Genomic DNA, 16,426 nt, shown 5'->3' with positions numbered 1-16,426 from the left:
GCCGGGCCGGGCCGGCTGTGACGGTTCTCACGAAGGTCGAGCAGGTCCCGGGCGAAACATGCCCGCCGTCCGGGGATAACCTGCCATGCGGACGTGACGCGCGTGTAGATCCACGATGCGCCCGGCAACTGGGTGGGCCGCAAGGCCGTACATCTGCGTACCCGCTCAGCGCCGACGACCCGCAGCGAAGATCCTGCCGTGGCACGCTCGTAGAGACACATTCCGCGACCACGAACAAGGACAAACACGTGGACCTGTTCGAGTACCAGGCGAGGGACCTCTTCGCCAAGCACGGCGTACCCGTGCTTGACGGCGATGTCATCGAGACCGCCGCAGACGCTGCCGCCATCGCGGAGCGCTTCGGCGGCCGAGCCGTCGTCAAGGCTCAGGTGAAGGTGGGTGGCCGAGGCAAGGCCGGTGGCGTGAAGCTCGCGTCCGACCCGCAGGACGCCGTGGCCAAGGCCGAGGCGATCCTCGGTATGGACATCAAGGGCCACACCGTCCACAAGGTGATGCTGGCGCAGACCGCGGACATCAAGGAGGAGTACTACGTCTCCTTCCTGCTCGACCGCACCAACCGCACCTTCCTGGCCATGGCCAGCGTCGAGGGCGGCGTGGAGATCGAGGTCGTCGCCGAGGAGAACCCCGACGCGCTCGCCAAGATCCCGGTGGACGCCAACGAGGGCGTGACCGCGGAGAAGGCCGCCGAGATCGTCGCTGCCGCGAAGTTCCCGGCCGAGATCGCCGACCAGGTCGCCGACGTCCTGCAGAAGCTCTGGGTCGTCTTCGTCAAGGAGGACGCCCTCCTGGTCGAGGTCAACCCGCTGATCAAGTCCGGCGACGGCAAGATCATCGCCCTGGACGGCAAGGTCTCCCTCGACGAGAACGCCGAGTTCCGCCAGCCGGAGCACGAGGCACTCGAGGACAAGGCCGCCGCGAACCCGCTGGAGGCAGCGGCCAAGGCGAAGGGCCTGAACTACGTCAAGCTCGACGGCCAGGTCGGCATCATCGGCAACGGCGCGGGCCTCGTCATGAGCACCCTGGACGTCGTCGCGTACGCCGGTGAGAACCACGGCGGCGTGAAGCCGGCCAACTTCCTCGACATCGGCGGCGGCGCGTCCGCCGAGGTGATGGCGAACGGCCTGGAGATCATCCTGGGCGACACCGACGTCAAGTCGGTCTTCGTCAACGTCTTCGGTGGCATCACCGCGTGCGACGCGGTCGCCAACGGCATCGTGCAGGCCCTCGCGCTCCTCGAGAGCAAGGGCGAGGCCGTCACCAAGCCGCTGGTCGTCCGCCTGGACGGCAACAACGCGGAGCTGGGTCGTCAGATCCTGACCGACGCCAACCACCCGCTGGTGCAGCAGGTGGACACCATGGACGGCGCCGCTGACCGCGCCGCCGAGCTGGCCAACAAGTAAGGAAGGGGACTTAACACCATGGCTATCTTCCTTACCAAGGACAGCAAGGTCATCGTCCAGGGCATGACCGGCTCCGAGGGCATGAAGCACACCCGCCGCATGCTCGCCTCCGGCACCCAGATCGTCGGCGGCGTGAACCCGCGCAAGGCCGGCACCACCGTTGACGTGGACGGCACCGAGGTCCCGGTGTTCGGCACCGTGGTCGAGGCGATGGAGAAGACCGGTGCCGACGTCACCGTCATCTTCGTCCCGCCGGCGTTCACCAAGTCCGCCGTCGTCGAGGCGATCGACGCCGAGATCGGCCTGGCCGTGGTCATCACCGAGGGCGTGCCGGTGCACGACACCGCCGCGTTCTGGGCCCACGCCGGTGCCAAGGGCAACAAGACCCGCATCATCGGCCCGAACTGCCCCGGTCTGATCAGCCCCGGACAGTCCAACGCGGGCATCATCCCGGCCAACATCACCGGCGCCGGCAAGATCGGTCTGGTGTCGAAGTCCGGCACCCTGACCTACCAGCTCATGTACGAGCTGCGCGACCTCGGCTTCTCCTCCGCCGTGGGCATCGGCGGTGACCCGGTCATCGGCACCACCCACATCGACGCCCTCAAGGCGTTCCAGGAGGACCCGGAGACCGAGCTGATCGTCATGATCGGCGAGATCGGCGGCGACGCCGAGGAGCGTGCCGCGGCCTACATCGCCGAGCACGTCACCAAGCCGGTCGTCGGCTACGTCGCGGGCTTCACCGCGCCCGAGGGCAAGACCATGGGCCACGCCGGCGCCATCGTCTCCGGCTCCTCCGGCACCGCCCAGGCGAAGAAGGAGGCCCTCGAGGCCGCCGGCGTCAAGGTCGGCAAGACGCCGTCCGAGACCGCCCGCCTGGCCCGCGAGCTGATCGCCGCCGCCAAGTAAGGCAACGCCGCTTCGGCACGAAGGCGCCGTCCACCCCCGGGGTGGGCGGCGCCTTCGGCGTCCGGGCGCTGTCGTGGGTGGTGGGCCCGGTCAGGACCCGTGCGGCCGGCAGTGCGCCAACGGCACGCACTTGCCGGCCAGCGGCGGCGGCAGCCGGTGGTGCGCCGGCGGCGGGAGCAGCGGGCGGCGGGGCGCCCGGAACGGACCCGGCGGCAGCGCGTCGATGCTGCTCGTACCGTCGTCCTCGTCGTCGCCGTCGGACGGCTCCACCGACGGCAGCTCCCGGGCCGGCGGGCCGACCAACCGGGCCGGCACCCCCGGCGTCGGACCGCACCACGGCGTCCGCAGGCCCGGCGCGCCGGCCCCCGCCGCCGGACCCGCACTGCCCGAACCCGCCGCCGTGCAGGCCGTCGCCGCCGGCTGGCCCGGGCGCAGCAGATCGGCCGGGCCGACCCCCAGCAGGGTGGCCGCCACGGCCGCGCCCACCGCCACCGTCAGGGTGGCGGCCGCGCCCGTCAGCAGGCCGGTGTGCAGGCGGCTGTCGGCCACCAGCAGGGCCGGTGGCGGCAGCCAGGGGCCCGGGCAGCCGTGCACCGCCGCCAGGTGCAGCAGCTCGCCCAGCCGCTCCACGAACTCCGGGTCGGCCGGGTCGCCGACCAGCGCCGGGACGTCCCGGGCCAGCGACGCGCGCGCCGAACGCACCCGGGCCTCGGCCGCCGCCGTACTCGACTCCGCCTCCACCGCCAGCTGCTCCACCGACAGCCCCAGCGTGTCGTGCAGCACCAGTGCCCGGCGGCGCGGCCGGGACAGCCGCTGCAACGCCTTCAGCAGCGCCCGGTCCCGGGGCGTCAGCCGGGTCGGCGGCTCCGGAACGACCGGCTCGGCGACCTTGATCCGGCGCCGCGCCGCCCGCCGCAGCACCCTGGCCCGGCGCGGGCCGCCACGGTGCCACGGCGACAGCGCCAGGTCGAACGCCGCCGACCGCACCCACCCCTCCGGGTCCGCCGCCGACGACACCTCCGCCCAGCGCCGCCCGGCCGCCCCCAGCGCGAGGTGCACGCAGTGCACGGCGCGGTGCCGGTGGCCGGTCAGCAGGAAGGTCTGCTGCACCAGGCGGGTGTGCACCAGGGCGGCGAAGTCGGCGAACCCGGAGGGGGCCTCGGGCTCGGCGGACGGGGCGTGGTGGGCGTGGGGGGCTTCGGGGCTGGTGGGCTCGTGCTTCGGCGGGCGGACGGGGGCGGGTGCCGGTGCGGGTGCCGGTGCGGGGGAGTCAGGGGTCGGGTCGGTGCCCGGTGTTGCCGCCCGGGGGGCCTTGGCGGGCTTGCGCTTCGGGCGGCGGACGCGGCCTGACGTCGGTGAGGCCGGTGAGGCCGGGGCGGACGGGGCGGACGGGGCGGACGGGGCGGACGGGGCGGACGGGGCGGGCGTGGTCGGTTCGGGAGCCGGGGTAGCAGGGGTTCCTTCCGCTGCGTTCGCCGTTGCTGCCGGGGCGGCACTCTCGTATCCCGACGGGGCCGGGGCGGTGGCGAGGGCGGCGGCTTCCTCGGGAGTGCGGGCGCCGAGTTTGCGGGTGGCGCGGTTGAGGTGGGCGCGGGCGGTGGCGGGGGCGATACCGAGGTTGCGGGCCATGGTGCGCAGGTCGTCGCCGGCGGCGAATCGGGTCAGCGCCTGGGCCTCCCGCGGGGAGAGGCTGCGCAGCAGGTCGCGGGTGCGGGGGGAGCCTCCGGTGGTGCGCCCGGGCCCGGCGGTCGAAGGTGAAGTCACCGCAATCCTCCGCTGCGAATCCGTCCCGGCGATAGGCACATGTACTGATAATCCGGGACACGGCGAAGGTTTGCGCGTTGACACCCCGTAACGCGCGACCTTGGCAGCATGTGGCCCATGACGCAGCTGATGGGCCGTCCGATTCTCGGCCTGCCGAGCGAACTCGACAGTCGTTCCTCCCTCGCCGATCTGCTCGCCGGAGTACGTACCGCGCTGCTCACCCTGTCGGTGGTCGCGTTACCGGTGTTCGGCCTGTGGGTGCTGGCCCCGTACGGCGACGACACGGCGCAGGGCGCGGCCAGGACGGCGTTCGGGCTCTGGCTGCTCGGCCACGGCGCGCCGCTCGCCCGGGGGCCGGAGGCCGCGCCGGTGACGGTCACCCCGCTGCTGCTCACGGCGGTCATCACCGTGCTGGTGGTGCGGGCCGGACGCCGGGTGGCCCGGCGCTCCCGGGGGCGCGGGTTCGTCCGCTGGCGCTCCCCGTTGGCGATGTACGCCGGGTACCAGCTGGTCGCGGCCGGCGCCGTCGCGCAGTGCGCCGACCCGGAGGCCGCACTGTGCTCCCGGGGAATGCTGGACCTGCTGGCGGTCGCGGGGCTGACGGCCGGTGCGCTCGGCTACGGGCTGTGGACCGGACTCGGCCGGCCCGGGCAACTGCGGCGGCTGCCGCTGCCCGCCGCGCTGTGGCCGCCGGACGGAGCCGAGCCGGCGGCCCTGCGGGCGCTGGGCGGGTGGGCGGGCGCGCTGCTGGCCGGCGGCGGGGCGGTGTTCGGGGCGGCGCTGCTGCTCGGCTCGGCCGGACAGAGCGCGCAGCGGCTCGGCGGCGGCGCCGCCGGATGGCTCGGCATGCTGCTGGCCTGCGTGGCACTGGTGCCCAACGCGCTGCTCTGGGCAGCGGGTTACGCGCTCGGCCCGGGCTTCGCGGTCGGCGCGGGAAGCCACGCCGGGCCGCTGGGCACCCGGCTCGGCGCCGTCCCCGACTTCCCGCTGCTCGCCGTGCTGCCCGACCGGCGCGGCCCCGACTGGCACCTGCTGGCCTGCGCGGCACCCACCGCCGCCGCGGTCGTCGCCGCGCTGCTGCTGGGTCGCGCCGCCACTCGTTGGAGTGCACTGCAGACCGCCACTGTCGCCGCCGCCACCGCGCTGGCCGCAGCCCCGCTCGGCGTGCTGGCCGGCTGGTCCTGCGGAGGCGCGCTCGGCACCCGGCGGATGGCCGAACTCGGACCGGTGCCCTGGCAGTTCGGCCTGGCGCAGAGCGCCTGGCTGCTGGCCCTGGCGGTGCCGGGCGCGCTGCTCGCCCGCTGGTGGCACACCCGCGACGGGGCGGGCCCGACGGTGCGCGTGCGGGTCGGCGTGTACCGGCTGGTCTGCCGCCTTGCCGCGTAGCGCGGTGGCGCCTGCCCGCCCACCCGCCCGCCCGTGACCCCGCCGCCGAAGTGGACCCGGGGCATTCCGCTGCGCGGGGCTGGGGTGGGAGATGGGCGAGTGGACTCGGGGCGGTTCGCTGTGCGGGGCTCGGCGGTGCGCGTGCGGGTAGGCGTGTACGGGCTGGTGTGCCGCCTTGCCGCGTAGCGCGGCGACGCCCGCCCGCCCGTGGCCCCGCCGCCGGAGTGGACCTGGGGCATTCCGCTGCGCGGGGCTGGGGTGGGAGATGGGCGAGTGGATTCGGGGCGGTTCGTTGCGGGGGGCTCGGCGGTGCGCGTGCGGGTAGGTGTGTACGGGCTGGTGTGCCGCCTTGCCGCGTAGCGCGGCGACGCCTGCCCCCCGCCCGCCCGCCCGTGACCCCGCCGCCGAAGTGCACGCACGCCAACCCGCTGCGCGGGCCTTCACGCGAGCCCCGCGCAGCGGGTGTCGGCCGGGTTTCGGCCCCGGCCCCGTGCAGCGGCCGGGCTTCCGTCTCAGCCTCGCGCAGCGGGTGTCGGCCGGGTTTCGGCCCCGGCCCCGTGCAGCGGCCGGGCTTCCGTCTCAGCCGCGCGCAGCGGGTGTCGGCCGGGTTTCGGCCCCGGCCCCGTGCAGCGGCCGGGCTTCCGTCTCAGCCGCGCGCAGCGGGTTTCGGCCGGGCTTCTGCCCCAGCCCCGCGCAGCGGACCGCTCGGGGCTCACCTTGGCGGCGGGGTCACGGGTGGGTGGGTGGGCAGGCAGGCAGGGTCGCGGTCACGCGTCGCGGCGGCGGAGCGTGCGCAGGCCCGCCGCCGTGGCGGCGGCCGTCCATGCGGCCATCAGCAGCAGGCCGACGCCGTGGTTGTAGTGGATGTCCGGCGCGTCCTGCAGGCGCATGGCGTACAGGCCGGCCCGGTCGGGGAGGAACTGGGCGGCGTCGCGGATCCCGGGGACGGCGGACAGTGCGGTGGTGCCGAGGAACACCAGGGGGGAGAGCAGGCCGAGTGCGGCGGTCTGGTTGCGCAGCACGGTGGTCAGTGACAGGCACAGCACCAGCAGCAGCGGGTGGTAGAGCACCCCGGCCGCGAGTGCCCGCCAGCTGCCGGGGGCGGACAGGTCGAGGCCCACCGAGGCGGCGGTGACGGCGAGTTGGCCCGCGACGGTGAGCAGGCCGACGGCCAGGCCCAGGCCCGCGCCGAGCAGCAGTTTGCCGCGGTAGAAGCGCACCCGGTCGGGGACGGCGGCCAGTGAGGTGGTCAGGGTGCCGGAGGCGTACTCCTGGCCGACCAGCAGGATGCCCAGGCAGACCACGGCGACCTGGCCGAAGTTGAGCCCGTAGAACAGGCCCTCCATCGGGTCCTCGGTGAGCGAGGTGTCGGTGCGGCCGTAGGCGAACTGGACGGCGGCGGTGATGCCGGCGCTCAGTGCGACCGCCAGCAGCGGCGTCGTCCACAGTGAGCGCAGGGTGGTGAACTTGGCCCATTCGGCGCGCAGCGGGTAGGTGCTCATGCCGCCACCGCCCGGTACTCGACGGCGTCCGCGGTCATCCGCATGAAGGCCTCCTCCAGGGAGTCGTGGGTGACGGACAGTTCGATCAGCACCACCCGGTGGGACGCGGCCAGCGCGCCCAGTTCGCCCGGGTCGGCGTCCGGTACGTCGTAGGCGCCGTCGCCGAGCGGCACCGCCGCGGGGTGGGCGTCGGCGAGCAGGGCGGCCAGGGCGGCGGGGTCGACGGCCCGGACCCGGACCCGGCGGTGGCCGTGTTCGGCGAGGAACGCGCTGGTGGAGGTGTCGGCCAGCAGCCGGCCCCGGCCGATCACCACCAGGTGGTCGGCGGTCTGCGCCATCTCCGCCATCAGGTGCGAGGAGACCAGTACCGCGCGGCCCTCGTCGGCGAGCCGGCGCAGCAGTGTCCGGATCCACCGGATGCCTTCCGCGTCCAGGCCGTTGACCGGTTCGTCCAGCAGCAGCGCGGCGGGGTCGCCGAGCAGGGCGGCCGCGATGCCCAGGCGCTGGCGCATGCCGAGCGAGAAGGTGCGGATCCGGCGTCCGGCGGCGTCGGTGAGGCCGACCAGGGCGAGTACTTCGTCGATCCGGCGGGTGGGCAGGGCGTGCGTGGCGGCGATCCAGCGCAGGTGGCCGGTGGCGGTGCGGCCGCCGTGCACGGCCTGGGCGTCCAGCAGGGCGCCGACCCGGCGCAGCGGTTCGGCGAGGCGCTCGTAGGGGCGGCCGTCGACCAGGGCCGTGCCGGAGGTCGGCCGGTCCAGGCCGAGCACCGTTCGCAGGGTGGTGGACTTGCCCGCGCCGTTCGGCCCGAGGAAGCCGGTGACCCGGCCCGCCTCCACCCGGAAGCTGAGGCCGTCCACGGCCCGGCGCTCCCCGTACGTCTTGGTCAGGTCGCGAATCTCGATCACGGCTGTGCTCCTCCCGCTCGGTATGACCTTCAGTCAATCGGCAGGCGGGAGGCGGCAGATCCCGCCCGGGAGTGGTTCGTCTCCCTCTCGGGAGGGAGGATGGCGTGATGCCCGCTCTGTTCGCCCCGCTGCTGCTGCCCGCGACCTGGGCCCGCTGGCTGCACCTGCTGGTCGGTACGGTGTTCGCCGGGATGGTGCTGCTGGTCTACCCGGGGACGGAGGGCGTCTCGACCGGGCGGGCGCTGCTGCTGAGCGGCGCGGTCGACGTGCCGCTGCTGTGCCTGGTCGCGCTGGTGCCGGCGGTGCGGCGCGCGGAGGGCGTGCAGGCGCGGCTGCTGCTGGTGCCGGCCCGCGAGGAGTCGATCGGCGTCGCCCCGTCGGCGAGTTGGGCGGACCGCGGGCGGACGGCGCTCTGGCTGGTCGCCCGGGTGGCGCTCGGCATGGCGGCGGGCGCCGTGTCGGCCGCGGCGTTCGAAGCGGCCGCGCGGTGGCCGGTGCTCGCGGTGCCGCTGCTGTGCGCGCTGCTGTGGCTGGTGGTGCTCGCCGGACGGCTCCAACTCGCCTTGGCCGTACGGCTGTTGGGTCCGTCGGCGGCGGAGCGGCTGGCCGCGGCGGAGCTGCGCGCGGAGCGGCTGCTGGAGCGTAACCGGCTGGCCCGCGAGCTGCACGACTCGATCGGGCACGCGCTGACAGTGACGGTCCTCCAAGCGGGCGCGGCCCGGGAGGTCGCCGATCCGGCGTTCCGGGAGCGGGCGCTGGAGGCGATCGAGACCACCGGCCGCCGCGCGCTGGACGACCTGGAGCGGATGCTGGTGCTGCTGCGCGAGGCCCCCGAGGCGGCCGCCACCGAACAGCCCGGCCTGGACCGGGCCGAGGAGCTGTTCGCCGCCGCCCGCGCCGCCGGCAGCCCCGTCGACGCCGACCTGGACGTCCGCGCCGACGGGTTGCCGGGCGTGCTGTCCCGCGAGGCCTACCGGATCGTCCAGGAGGGCATCACCAACGCGCTGCGGCACGCGCCGGGCGCACCGGTCCGGATCAGGGCGCTGACCGCGGCCGGCGCGCTGGAACTGTCCTGCCGCAACGCCCTGACCGGCAAGGGCAGTGGGCGCCGGGGCGGCGGCAAGGGCCTGCGCGGCGTGTGCGAACGCGCGGTGCTGCTCGGTGGCGACTGCGAGGCCGGCCCGGACGGAACGGACTGGGTGCTGCGGGTGCGGCTGCCGCTACGGTTGGGCCGGTGACGGTGATCGAGGTGCTGCTGGTCGACGACGAGGAGCTGATCCGGGCCGGCCTGCGCGCCGTCCTGGACGCCCAGGACGGCATCTCCGTCGTCGGTGAGGCCGAGGACGGCGCCCAGGCCCTCGGCCTGGTCCGCTCGCTGCGCCCCGACGTGGTGCTGATGGACGTCCGGATGCCCGGCCTGGACGGGCTGGCCGCGACCCGGGCGATCCTGCGCGCCGCCGACCGGCCGCCGAAGATCCTGGTGGTCACCACCTTCGAGGCCGACGACTACGTGTACGAGGCGCTGCGGGCCGGCGCGGACGGCTTCCTGCTCAAGCGCTCCCGCCCGGCGGAGATCGTCCAGGCGGTGCGGCTGGTCGCGGCCGGCGAGTCGCTGCTGTTCCCGGCGTCAATCCGCCGCCTCGCCGCGGCCCGGGCCGAGCGGGCGGCGGACGGCGGGGCGGTGGCCCGGGCCGGCCTGACCGAGCGGGAGGGGCAGGTGCTGCGGCTGATGGCGCGCGGCCTGTCCAACGCGGAGATCGGTGAGCGGCTGCACCTGGGCGTGCAGACCGTCAAGACGCACGTCAGCAGCCTGCTCGGCAAGCTCGGCGCGCGCGACCGCACCCAGGCGGTGATCGCCGCCTACGAGTCGGGCTTCGTCTCCCCGGCCGCCGACTCCTGTCCGGCCGTCGACGAGGCCTGAGGGCAGGTCACTCCGCCGGGCCTTCGTAGATCGTGGTCACCCAGGTGGGGACGTCGTTGCCGCAGCTGTGCACGCCCTCCTTGGTGATCGCGGAGTTCACGCAGTCCAGGTAGTCGTGGTACGCGAACTGCATGGTGAACGTCGCCAGCGACATCACCAGCGCCAGACCGCCGGTGAGCAGCGCGCTGAGCGCCGCCGGGACCTGCGGGCGGACCGGGCGCGGCGCGAACGGGTCGGTGACCGGCTCGGCGGGCACACGCAGCACGGTGACGGCGTACCAGACGGCGAGCAGGGAGAGCGGGAAGCCGATCCAGTACTGGCCGAACAGCACCGACAGCAGCGCGGCGAAGCCGGACAGCAGGGCGTTGCGGGCGGCGCGGTGTGCCGGGTCGGACAGGTCGAGGCGGGGCCCCTGCGGGCCGGGTTCGGGGCGCGGGCCCCACTGCGGCGGCTGTGGGCGCTCGCCGTCCGGCTGTCCGTCCGTCCGGTCGCCGGACTCGGGCCGTTGCGGGACGCGGGGACGCCAGGGCTGGTCCGGGGCGCCGGGCGGAGGGGGCGCGAAGGGGTTGCGCTCGCCGCTGTCCTCGCCGCTGCTCATGGTGTCGGCCGTTTCTGCTCGTCGGTTTGTCCGCCCGGCGGTGGGGGAGTGGGCGGTCCGTCAATGATCCCCCAACCGGTCGGCGGCTGTACGGCACCCCGCCAGACCGCTGCCGGGCGGCCGGGAGATCCCCGTCTCAACTACGCGCGTAGCGTTGCGGGGTGGTTACGAGTGGCCTCCCACCAGCCGTTATCGTGGTGACGGTCGGCAGCTCCCGACGGTTCCCCGGGCCCCGCAGCGCCGCGGCCGCCCGCGCCCGTCGACGGCTCCCGACCTGCCGCCGCCCGTAGTGGCCCCACCGACGGTGGACGTACCAGCGGGCGACACCGACCTTCGGAGACTCGCGCCGTGGCTGCCGCTGACGCCCAAGTGTTCCCGCCCCGCACCCCCGGACCGGCCCGGCTGGTGGTCCTGGTCTCCGGCTCCGGCACCAACCTCCAGGCGCTGATCGACGCCGCAGCCGACCCCGCGTACGGGGCGGAGATCGTCGCCGTGGGCGCCGACCGCGACGGCATCGCCGGGATCGAGCGTGCGGAGAAGGCCGGTATCCCGGTGTTCGTCGAGCGGGTCAAGGACCACGCCGACCGGGCCGGCTGGGACGCCGCGCTGGCCGCCGCCGTCGCGTCGTACGAACCCGACCTGGTGATCAGCGCCGGGTTCATGAAGATCGTCGGCCCCGCGTTCCTCGCCGCCTTCGCCGGACGCACCGTCAACACCCACCCCGCGCTGCTGCCCGCCTTCCCCGGCGCCCACGGCGTTCGCGACGCACTGGCGTACGGCGTGAAGGTCACCGGCTGCACCGTGCACCTGGTGGACGCCGGCGTGGACACCGGGCCGATCCTCGCCCAGGGCGCGGTGGAGGTCGAGGACACCGACCACGCCGACGGCGGCGAGGCGCTGCACGAGCGCATCAAGACTGTCGAGCGCAAGCTGCTCGTCGAGGTCGTGGGCCGGCTGGCCCGCGAAGGACACCGCATCGAGGACCGAAAGGTATGGATCCCGGCATGAGCGCCGCTCCCTCCGCCAACGCCCCCGTCTCCGAGAACGTACGCCCGATCCGCCGCGCGCTGATCAGCGTGTACGACAAGACCGGTCTGGAGGAGCTCGCCCAGGGCCTGCACGCCGCCGGTGTCGCCATCGTCTCCACCGGGTCCACCGCCGGGCGGATCGCCGCCGCGGGCGTCCCGGTCACCGAGGTCTCCGAGCTGACCGGCTTCCCCGAGTGCCTGGACGGCCGGGTCAAGACCCTGCACCCGCGGGTGCACGCCGGCGTCCTCGCCGACCTGCGCCTGGAGTCGCACCGCGCGCAGCTCGCCGAGCTCGGCGTCGAGCCGTTCGACCTGGTCGTGGTGAACCTGTACCCGTTCACCGCCACCGTCGCCTCGGGCGCCACCCCCGACGAGTGCGTCGAGCAGATCGACATCGGCGGCCCGTCGATGGTCCGCGCCGCCGCCAAGAACCACCCCTCGGTGGCCGTCGTGGTCGACCCGGCCCGCTACGCGGACGTGCTGACGGCCGTCCAGGGCGGCGGCTTCGACCTGCTGACCCGCAAGCGCCTGGCCGGTGCCGCGTTCGCGCACACCGCCGCGTACGACGTCGCCGTGGCGAGCTGGTTCGAGGAGTCGGGCTACACCGAGTCCGAGGCCGCGTTCCCGGCCTTCCTCGGTGACACCTGGGAGCTCGGCAACGTCCTGCGCTACGGCGAGAACCCGCACCAGCAGGCCGCGCTCTACACCGACGGCACCGGCGGCCTGGCGGGCGCCGAGCAGCTGCAGGGCAAGGAGATGTCCTACAACAACTACGTGGACACCGACGCCGCCCGCCGCGCCGCCTACGACCACGCGGGCCCGGCCGTCGCGATCATCAAGCACGCCAACCCGTGCGGCATCGGCACCGGCGCGGACGTCGCCGAGGCGCACCGCAAGGCGCACGCCTGCGACCCGGTCTCCGCGTACGGCGGCGTGATCGCCGTCAACCGCCCGGTCACCGTCGAGCTGGCCGAGCAGATCGCCCCGATCTTCACCGAGGTCGTCGTCGCCCCCGGCTACGAGGACGGCGCCCTCGAGGTGCTGGCCAAGAAGAAGAACCTCCGGGTGCTGCGCGCCCCCGAGGCCCCCGCCGACGCGCTGGAGTCGCGCCGCATCTCCGGCGGCCTGCTGCTCCAGCAGGTCGACCGCGTCGACGCCGAGGGCGACGACCCGTCGACCTGGACGCTCGCCACCGGTGAGGCGCTGTCCGCCGACGAGCTGGCCGAACTCGCCTTCGCGTGGCGGGCCTGCCGGGCCGTCAAGTCCAACGCGATCCTGCTCGCCAAGGACGGCGCCTCGGTCGGCGTCGGCATGGGCCAGGTCAACCGGGTCGACTCCTGCAAGCTGGCCGTCACCCGGGCCGGCGAGCGGTCGGTCGGCTCCTACGCCGCCTCCGACGCGTTCTTCCCGTTCGCCGACGGCCTGGAGATCCTGCTGGCCGCGGGCGTCAAGGCCGTGGTCCAGCCCGGCGGTTCGATCCGCGACGAAGAGGTCATCGCCGCCGCCGAGAAGGCCGGCGTGACCATGTACTTCTCCGGGACCCGGCACTTCTTCCACTGACCGGCCGGTCCCGAACACCGAGGGCCCCGCACTCCGTCTCCGGAGTGCGGGGCCCTCGGGCGTTGCCGGTGAGCGTTACTTCTTGATCACCACGGTGCCGGCGGCACGGTCGTGCCAGCCCTGCAGCTTGCCGGAGTTGTCGAAGAACGGCGACAGGAAGACCAGCACCTGGCCGATGCCGCACAGGAAGGCGCCGACCTGCGGGATGACGAAGCGGACGAAACCGCCGCCCACGCCCGGGTTCTGGCCGGTGTTCTCCTTGACCACGCGCAGACCCAGGGCCATCTTGCCCAGGGTGGCGCCCATCAGACCGACCATCAGCCACTCGTAGAGCAGGTTGAAGACGGCGACCACGGCCATGAAGGAGAAGATCGCGGCGAGGAAGCCGGCGGACGCCTGGGCCTGCTCGTTCACGCAGCTCTGGTACGACGCGGTGCCGTAGGTGTAACCCGAGCAGTCCTTGACCTTGTCCGCCATACCGATCGCACCGGCCAGGCCCAGGGCCATCGCGATACCGAGGACCACCGAGGTGATCAGGCCGTCCAGCAGGCGGGCCGCGAAACGCTGGCCCATGGTGGCGACGCGCACCATGCCGATGTTGGCGATGTTGATGTAGCCGTTGTTGGCCTGGATCGTGCCGGGCGCCTGCGGGTAGCCGTAGCCGTAGGCCTGCTGCGGCGGGACCTGGCCCTGCGGGTAGCCGTAGCCGGGCTGCTGCGGCGGCTGCTGCGGGTAGCCGTAGCCGGGCTGCTGCTGCTGGCCGTAGGGGTTGTTGGGGTCGGGCGGGTAGCTCATCGATGCCTCCGGGCAGGAAGGAGCGTGGACGGAACGAAAAAATCCTGGGGACGGGTGGGCAGGGGACACGCCGACCGCGTCGGAGAGTAGCGGACGAGTCCGACGGAGAGGGGATCAACAGTCAACCTCGGACCCTCCGTTCAGAGCGCGAGAAAGCCGAAGCGGGCCAACTCCCAGGCCCAGGCGGCCATCGCGGCCGCGCCGAGCAGCAGGTTCCGGCGGCCGTACGACAGCCGGCGCCACCAGCGGCCCGGGCCCAGCGGCGCGAACAGCAGCGCCGCCACCGCCACCACCGTCACCGGGTTCGCCGCCAGCGCGGCCCCCCAGTGCGCGTGGCCGGCCTCGATGAACACCGTGGTGCTGCCGCAGAACGGGCACGGCACGCCGGTCGTCGCCCGCAACGGGCAGAGCACGCCCGGGTCGTGGGCGTCGTGCACCGCCGCCACCGCGAGCGCCGCCCCGGCCGCAGCGGCCAGCCGCACCAGTACCCGCAGCACCACGCCCGGCACCGTCCCGGCCGACCGCCGCCAACGGGCCGTCAGCACGCCGCCGGACAGCGCCGACGGACGGGACGTCACCGGCACGGCCGGCCCGGGAGTCGCGGGTTTCATGACCTGGACTGGAGGACGATGAACCCGATCGTGAGCAGCACGGACAGCGCGCCCAGCACGATGCCGCCGATCGCGGCGGTCCGGCCCGTACCGCCCAGCTGCGCCGACTGGTTCAGCCCCGAGACGCCGAGGCCCACGCCGACCAGGCCCACCACGCCGCCGTAGACGCAGGACAGCAGGATCGCGATGAAACCGAGCACCACCGAAGTCGTGGCGTGGTTGTTGCTCACCGCCATCGGAACGTTCGGCGGGTACGGGTGCGAGGGATGCGGCTGCTGCGGGTAGCCGTAACCGGGTTGCTGCGGCGGCTGCGGTGCCTGGGGATAGCCGTACGGCTGCTGCGGCGGCGGGCCCGGCGGTCCGCCAGCCTGGCCGTAACCGCCGTACGGATCCGGCTGGTACGGATTGCTCACTTGTCGATTCCCCCGACTGTGTTCGTCCCCCGCTGCCGGACGGTCCGTCACCAGGACCTGGGCGGCGGTACTTGCCTTGTCATCGTGAGCCTTGGCGCCGCACGCTGTCCAGCCACATGCAGGCCACCGCCACGAACGTGGCACAACCGCAACCCCCCGGCACGCTCCGTGTCCGCCAGGGACGCTCCGTGCACGCCCGCCCGGCGGCGCGGCGCGGACTCCCGATCCGGAAGAATGGAGACATGACTGCCCAGATTCTCGATGGCAAGGCCACCGCGGCCGCGATCAAGTCCGAACTCGCCGTCCGCGTGGCGGCCCTCAAGGAACGGGGCATCGTCCCCGGCCTCGGCACCGTCCTGGTCGGCGACGACCCGGGCAGCCGGTGGTACGTCAACGGCAAGCACAAGGACTGCGCGGAGATCGGCATCGCCTCCATCCAGCGCGAACTCCCCGCCACCGCCAGCCAGGAGGACGTCGAGAACGTCGTCCGCGAGCTCAACGCCGACCCGGCCTGCACCGGCTACATCGTCCAGCTGCCGCTCCCCAAGGGCCTGGACCAGAACCGCGTCCTCGAACTCATGGACCCCGACAAGGACGCCGACGGCCTGCACCCGACCTCGCTCGGCCGCCTCGTCCTCGGCATCGACGGCCCGCTGCCCTGCACCCCGCTCGGCATCGTCGAACTGCTGCGCCGCCACGACGTCGCCATCGACGGCGCCGAGGTCGTGGTCGTCGGCCGCGGCATCACCGTCGGCCGCTCCATCGGCCTGCTGCTCACCCGCCGCAGCGAGAACGCCACCGTGACGCTGTGCCACACCGGCACCCGCGACCTCGCCTCCCACCTGCGCAAGGCCGACATCGTCGTCGCCGCCGCGGGCGTCCCGCACCTGGTCAAGCCCGAGGACGTCAAGCCCGGCGCGGCCGTGCTGGACGTCGGCGTCTCCCGCAGCGAGGGCAAGATCGTCGGCGACGTGCACCCCGGCGTGGCCGAGGTCGCCGCCTGGATCTCCCCCAACCCCGGCGGAGTCGGCCCGATGACCCGCGCGATGCTCCTCAACAACATCGTCGAGGCGGCCGAGCGCCGCGCCGGCGTCTGACACCGGTGCCCGGCGTCATGAAGCGCGCCCGCCGCCGACCCGTCACCACCGAGGGCACCCTGCCCCCGGAAGGCTCGGCGGCGGCCCTCGGCCGCGGCCACACCCTCCCGATGCGACAGTGGCCGATCACCCTGGTGCTCGCCGTCGCCGCTCTCGGCCTGCTGGTCACCTGGGCCGGAAACTTCCGGCTCGGCCTGCTCGCCGTCGGCGTCGCACCCCTGCTCGGCGCCCTGCTGCGACTCGGTCTGCCGGACGTCGGCATGCTCGCCGTCCGCAGCCGGTTCACCGACATCACCCTGATGTTCATCCTGGGCGGGGTGATCGTGCTGCTCACCCTGGTGGCGCAGCCCAACCCGTGGCTGAACGTCCCGATACTCGACAACATCGGACGGCTCATCGGGCACCCGGTGCACTAGCGCCACCAGGGGGGGGGGGGGGGGGGGGGGGGGGGGGGGGGGGGGGGGGGGGGGGGGGGGGGGGGGGGGGGGGGGGGGGGGGGGGGGGGGGGGGGGGGGG

At 74.2% G+C, this 16,426-nt stretch carries 16 protein-coding genes; 9 read left to right on the top strand and 7 right to left on the bottom strand.

Annotated features, from left to right (window positions below; all coding sequences use genetic code 11):
* Positions 1 to 248: 248 nt before the first annotated feature.
* Both sucC and sucD read left to right on the top strand, forming a co-directional pair.
* Positions 249 to 1,421, top strand: coding sequence for an ADP-forming succinate--CoA ligase subunit beta (gene sucC, locus ACGFWJ_RS32230; protein ID WP_380473359.1), 1,173 nt, complete (start codon positions 249 to 251; stop codon positions 1,419 to 1,421).
* Between the two features lie 18 nt (positions 1,422 to 1,439).
* On the top strand, positions 1,440 to 2,330 hold the full coding sequence (gene sucD, locus ACGFWJ_RS32225; protein WP_380361954.1) for a succinate--CoA ligase subunit alpha: 891 nt from the start codon (positions 1,440 to 1,442) through the stop codon (positions 2,328 to 2,330).
* Between the two features lie 90 nt (positions 2,331 to 2,420).
* On the opposite strand, the gene ACGFWJ_RS32220 is transcribed toward sucD, so the two are convergent.
* Positions 2,421 to 4,094: a LuxR C-terminal-related transcriptional regulator gene (locus ACGFWJ_RS32220; protein ID WP_392955768.1), complete on the bottom strand. Its 1,674-nt coding sequence runs from the start codon at positions 4,092 to 4,094 to the stop codon at positions 2,421 to 2,423.
* A 117-nt stretch (positions 4,095 to 4,211) separates the two neighbouring features.
* Between ACGFWJ_RS32220 and ACGFWJ_RS32215 the strand changes: the two genes are divergently transcribed.
* Positions 4,212 to 5,480: a DUF6350 family protein gene (locus ACGFWJ_RS32215; RefSeq protein ID WP_392955766.1), complete on the top strand. Its 1,269-nt coding sequence runs from the start codon at positions 4,212 to 4,214 to the stop codon at positions 5,478 to 5,480.
* A gap of 767 nt (positions 5,481 to 6,247) precedes the next feature.
* Here ACGFWJ_RS32215 and ACGFWJ_RS32210 read toward each other — a convergent pair.
* Both ACGFWJ_RS32210 and ACGFWJ_RS32205 read right to left on the bottom strand, forming a co-directional pair.
* The gene (locus ACGFWJ_RS32210) at positions 6,248 to 6,982 is read right to left on the bottom strand and encodes a hypothetical protein (RefSeq protein ID WP_392955764.1); all 735 of its coding nucleotides are present in this window, start codon (positions 6,980 to 6,982) and stop codon (positions 6,248 to 6,250) included.
* Entirely contained in the window at positions 6,979 to 7,887 is a 909-nt protein-coding gene (locus ACGFWJ_RS32205) for an ABC transporter ATP-binding protein (RefSeq protein WP_392955762.1), read from the bottom strand. Before ACGFWJ_RS32205 ends, ACGFWJ_RS32210 begins: the two co-directional genes overlap by 4 nt.
* A gap of 107 nt (positions 7,888 to 7,994) precedes the next feature.
* Between ACGFWJ_RS32205 and ACGFWJ_RS32200 the strand changes: the two genes are divergently transcribed.
* The gene (locus tag ACGFWJ_RS32200; protein WP_392955760.1) at positions 7,995 to 9,125 is read left to right on the top strand and encodes a sensor histidine kinase; all 1,131 of its coding nucleotides are present in this window, start codon (positions 7,995 to 7,997) and stop codon (positions 9,123 to 9,125) included.
* Positions 9,122 to 9,808 (top strand): response regulator, encoded by a 687-nt coding sequence (locus tag ACGFWJ_RS32195; protein ID WP_387866063.1) that lies wholly within the window; start codon positions 9,122 to 9,124, stop codon positions 9,806 to 9,808. The genes ACGFWJ_RS32200 and ACGFWJ_RS32195 overlap by 4 nt, the downstream gene beginning before the upstream one ends.
* Before the next feature lie 7 nt (positions 9,809 to 9,815).
* Here the strand turns inward: ACGFWJ_RS32195 and ACGFWJ_RS32190 are convergent, their stop codons facing one another.
* On the bottom strand, positions 9,816 to 10,406 hold the full coding sequence (locus ACGFWJ_RS32190) for a hypothetical protein (RefSeq protein WP_392955758.1): 591 nt from the start codon (positions 10,404 to 10,406) through the stop codon (positions 9,816 to 9,818).
* Positions 10,407 to 10,754: 348 nt separating this feature from the next.
* Between ACGFWJ_RS32190 and purN the strand changes: the two genes are divergently transcribed.
* Both purN and purH read left to right on the top strand, forming a co-directional pair.
* Complete coding sequence (purN, locus tag ACGFWJ_RS32185) at positions 10,755 to 11,414, top strand: phosphoribosylglycinamide formyltransferase (RefSeq protein WP_392955756.1); 660 nt, start codon at positions 10,755 to 10,757, stop codon at positions 11,412 to 11,414.
* On the top strand, positions 11,411 to 12,994 hold the full coding sequence (purH, locus tag ACGFWJ_RS32180; protein ID WP_392955754.1) for a bifunctional phosphoribosylaminoimidazolecarboxamide formyltransferase/IMP cyclohydrolase: 1,584 nt from the start codon (positions 11,411 to 11,413) through the stop codon (positions 12,992 to 12,994). The genes purN and purH overlap by 4 nt, the downstream gene beginning before the upstream one ends.
* A gap of 75 nt (positions 12,995 to 13,069) precedes the next feature.
* On the opposite strand, the gene ACGFWJ_RS32175 is transcribed toward purH, so the two are convergent.
* The 3 genes from ACGFWJ_RS32175 to ACGFWJ_RS32165 all read right to left on the bottom strand — a co-directional run bounded on the left by ACGFWJ_RS32175 (position 13,070) and on the right by ACGFWJ_RS32165 (position 14,813).
* On the bottom strand, positions 13,070 to 13,789 hold the full coding sequence (locus ACGFWJ_RS32175; protein ID WP_392955752.1) for an RDD family protein: 720 nt from the start codon (positions 13,787 to 13,789) through the stop codon (positions 13,070 to 13,072).
* A 140-nt stretch (positions 13,790 to 13,929) separates the two neighbouring features.
* Positions 13,930 to 14,400 carry a DUF2752 domain-containing protein gene (locus ACGFWJ_RS32170; protein ID WP_392955750.1) on the bottom strand — a complete coding sequence of 157 codons (471 nt, stop codon included), beginning with the start codon at positions 14,398 to 14,400 and terminating at the stop codon, positions 13,930 to 13,932.
* Entirely contained in the window at positions 14,397 to 14,813 is a 417-nt protein-coding gene (locus ACGFWJ_RS32165; protein ID WP_392955748.1) for a hypothetical protein, read from the bottom strand. Before ACGFWJ_RS32165 ends, ACGFWJ_RS32170 begins: the two co-directional genes overlap by 4 nt.
* Before the next feature lie 242 nt (positions 14,814 to 15,055).
* On the opposite strand from ACGFWJ_RS32165, the gene ACGFWJ_RS32160 reads away from it, so the two are divergent.
* The gene (locus ACGFWJ_RS32160) at positions 15,056 to 15,910 is read left to right on the top strand and encodes a bifunctional methylenetetrahydrofolate dehydrogenase/methenyltetrahydrofolate cyclohydrolase (RefSeq protein WP_392955746.1); all 855 of its coding nucleotides are present in this window, start codon (positions 15,056 to 15,058) and stop codon (positions 15,908 to 15,910) included.
* Between the two features lie 17 nt (positions 15,911 to 15,927).
* The gene (locus tag ACGFWJ_RS32155) at positions 15,928 to 16,326 is read left to right on the top strand and encodes a DUF3017 domain-containing protein (protein WP_392955744.1); all 399 of its coding nucleotides are present in this window, start codon (positions 15,928 to 15,930) and stop codon (positions 16,324 to 16,326) included.
* The last annotated feature ends 100 nt before the right edge of the window (positions 16,327 to 16,426 follow it).

It is taken from the genome of Kitasatospora sp. NPDC048407 (assembly GCF_043200475.1).
Lineage (GTDB): Bacteria > Actinomycetota > Actinomycetes > Streptomycetales > Streptomycetaceae > Kitasatospora.
Note: the sequence above shows the minus strand (reverse complement) of the source record. Positions and strands in the feature narration are given on the sequence as shown.

Coding starts and splice junctions, on each gene's coding strand:
- sucD (WP_380361954.1), top strand. CDS start 1,440: ATGGCTATCTTCCTTACCAAGGACAGCAAGGTCATCGTCCAGGGCATG.
- ACGFWJ_RS32215 (WP_392955766.1), top strand. CDS start 4,212: ATGACGCAGCTGATGGGCCGTCCGATTCTCGGCCTGCCGAGCGAACTC.
- ACGFWJ_RS32210 (WP_392955764.1), bottom strand. CDS start 6,982: ATGAGCACCTACCCGCTGCGCGCCGAATGGGCCAAGTTCACCACCCTG.
- ACGFWJ_RS32200 (WP_392955760.1), top strand. CDS start 7,995: ATGCCCGCTCTGTTCGCCCCGCTGCTGCTGCCCGCGACCTGGGCCCGC.
- ACGFWJ_RS32190 (WP_392955758.1), bottom strand. CDS start 10,406: ATGAGCAGCGGCGAGGACAGCGGCGAGCGCAACCCCTTCGCGCCCCCT.
- purH (WP_392955754.1), top strand. CDS start 11,411: ATGAGCGCCGCTCCCTCCGCCAACGCCCCCGTCTCCGAGAACGTACGC.
- ACGFWJ_RS32175 (WP_392955752.1), bottom strand. CDS start 13,789: ATGAGCTACCCGCCCGACCCCAACAACCCCTACGGCCAGCAGCAGCAG.
- ACGFWJ_RS32170 (WP_392955750.1), bottom strand. CDS start 14,400: ATGAAACCCGCGACTCCCGGGCCGGCCGTGCCGGTGACGTCCCGTCCG.
- ACGFWJ_RS32160 (WP_392955746.1), top strand. CDS start 15,056: ATGACTGCCCAGATTCTCGATGGCAAGGCCACCGCGGCCGCGATCAAG.
- ACGFWJ_RS32155 (WP_392955744.1), top strand. CDS start 15,928: ATGAAGCGCGCCCGCCGCCGACCCGTCACCACCGAGGGCACCCTGCCC.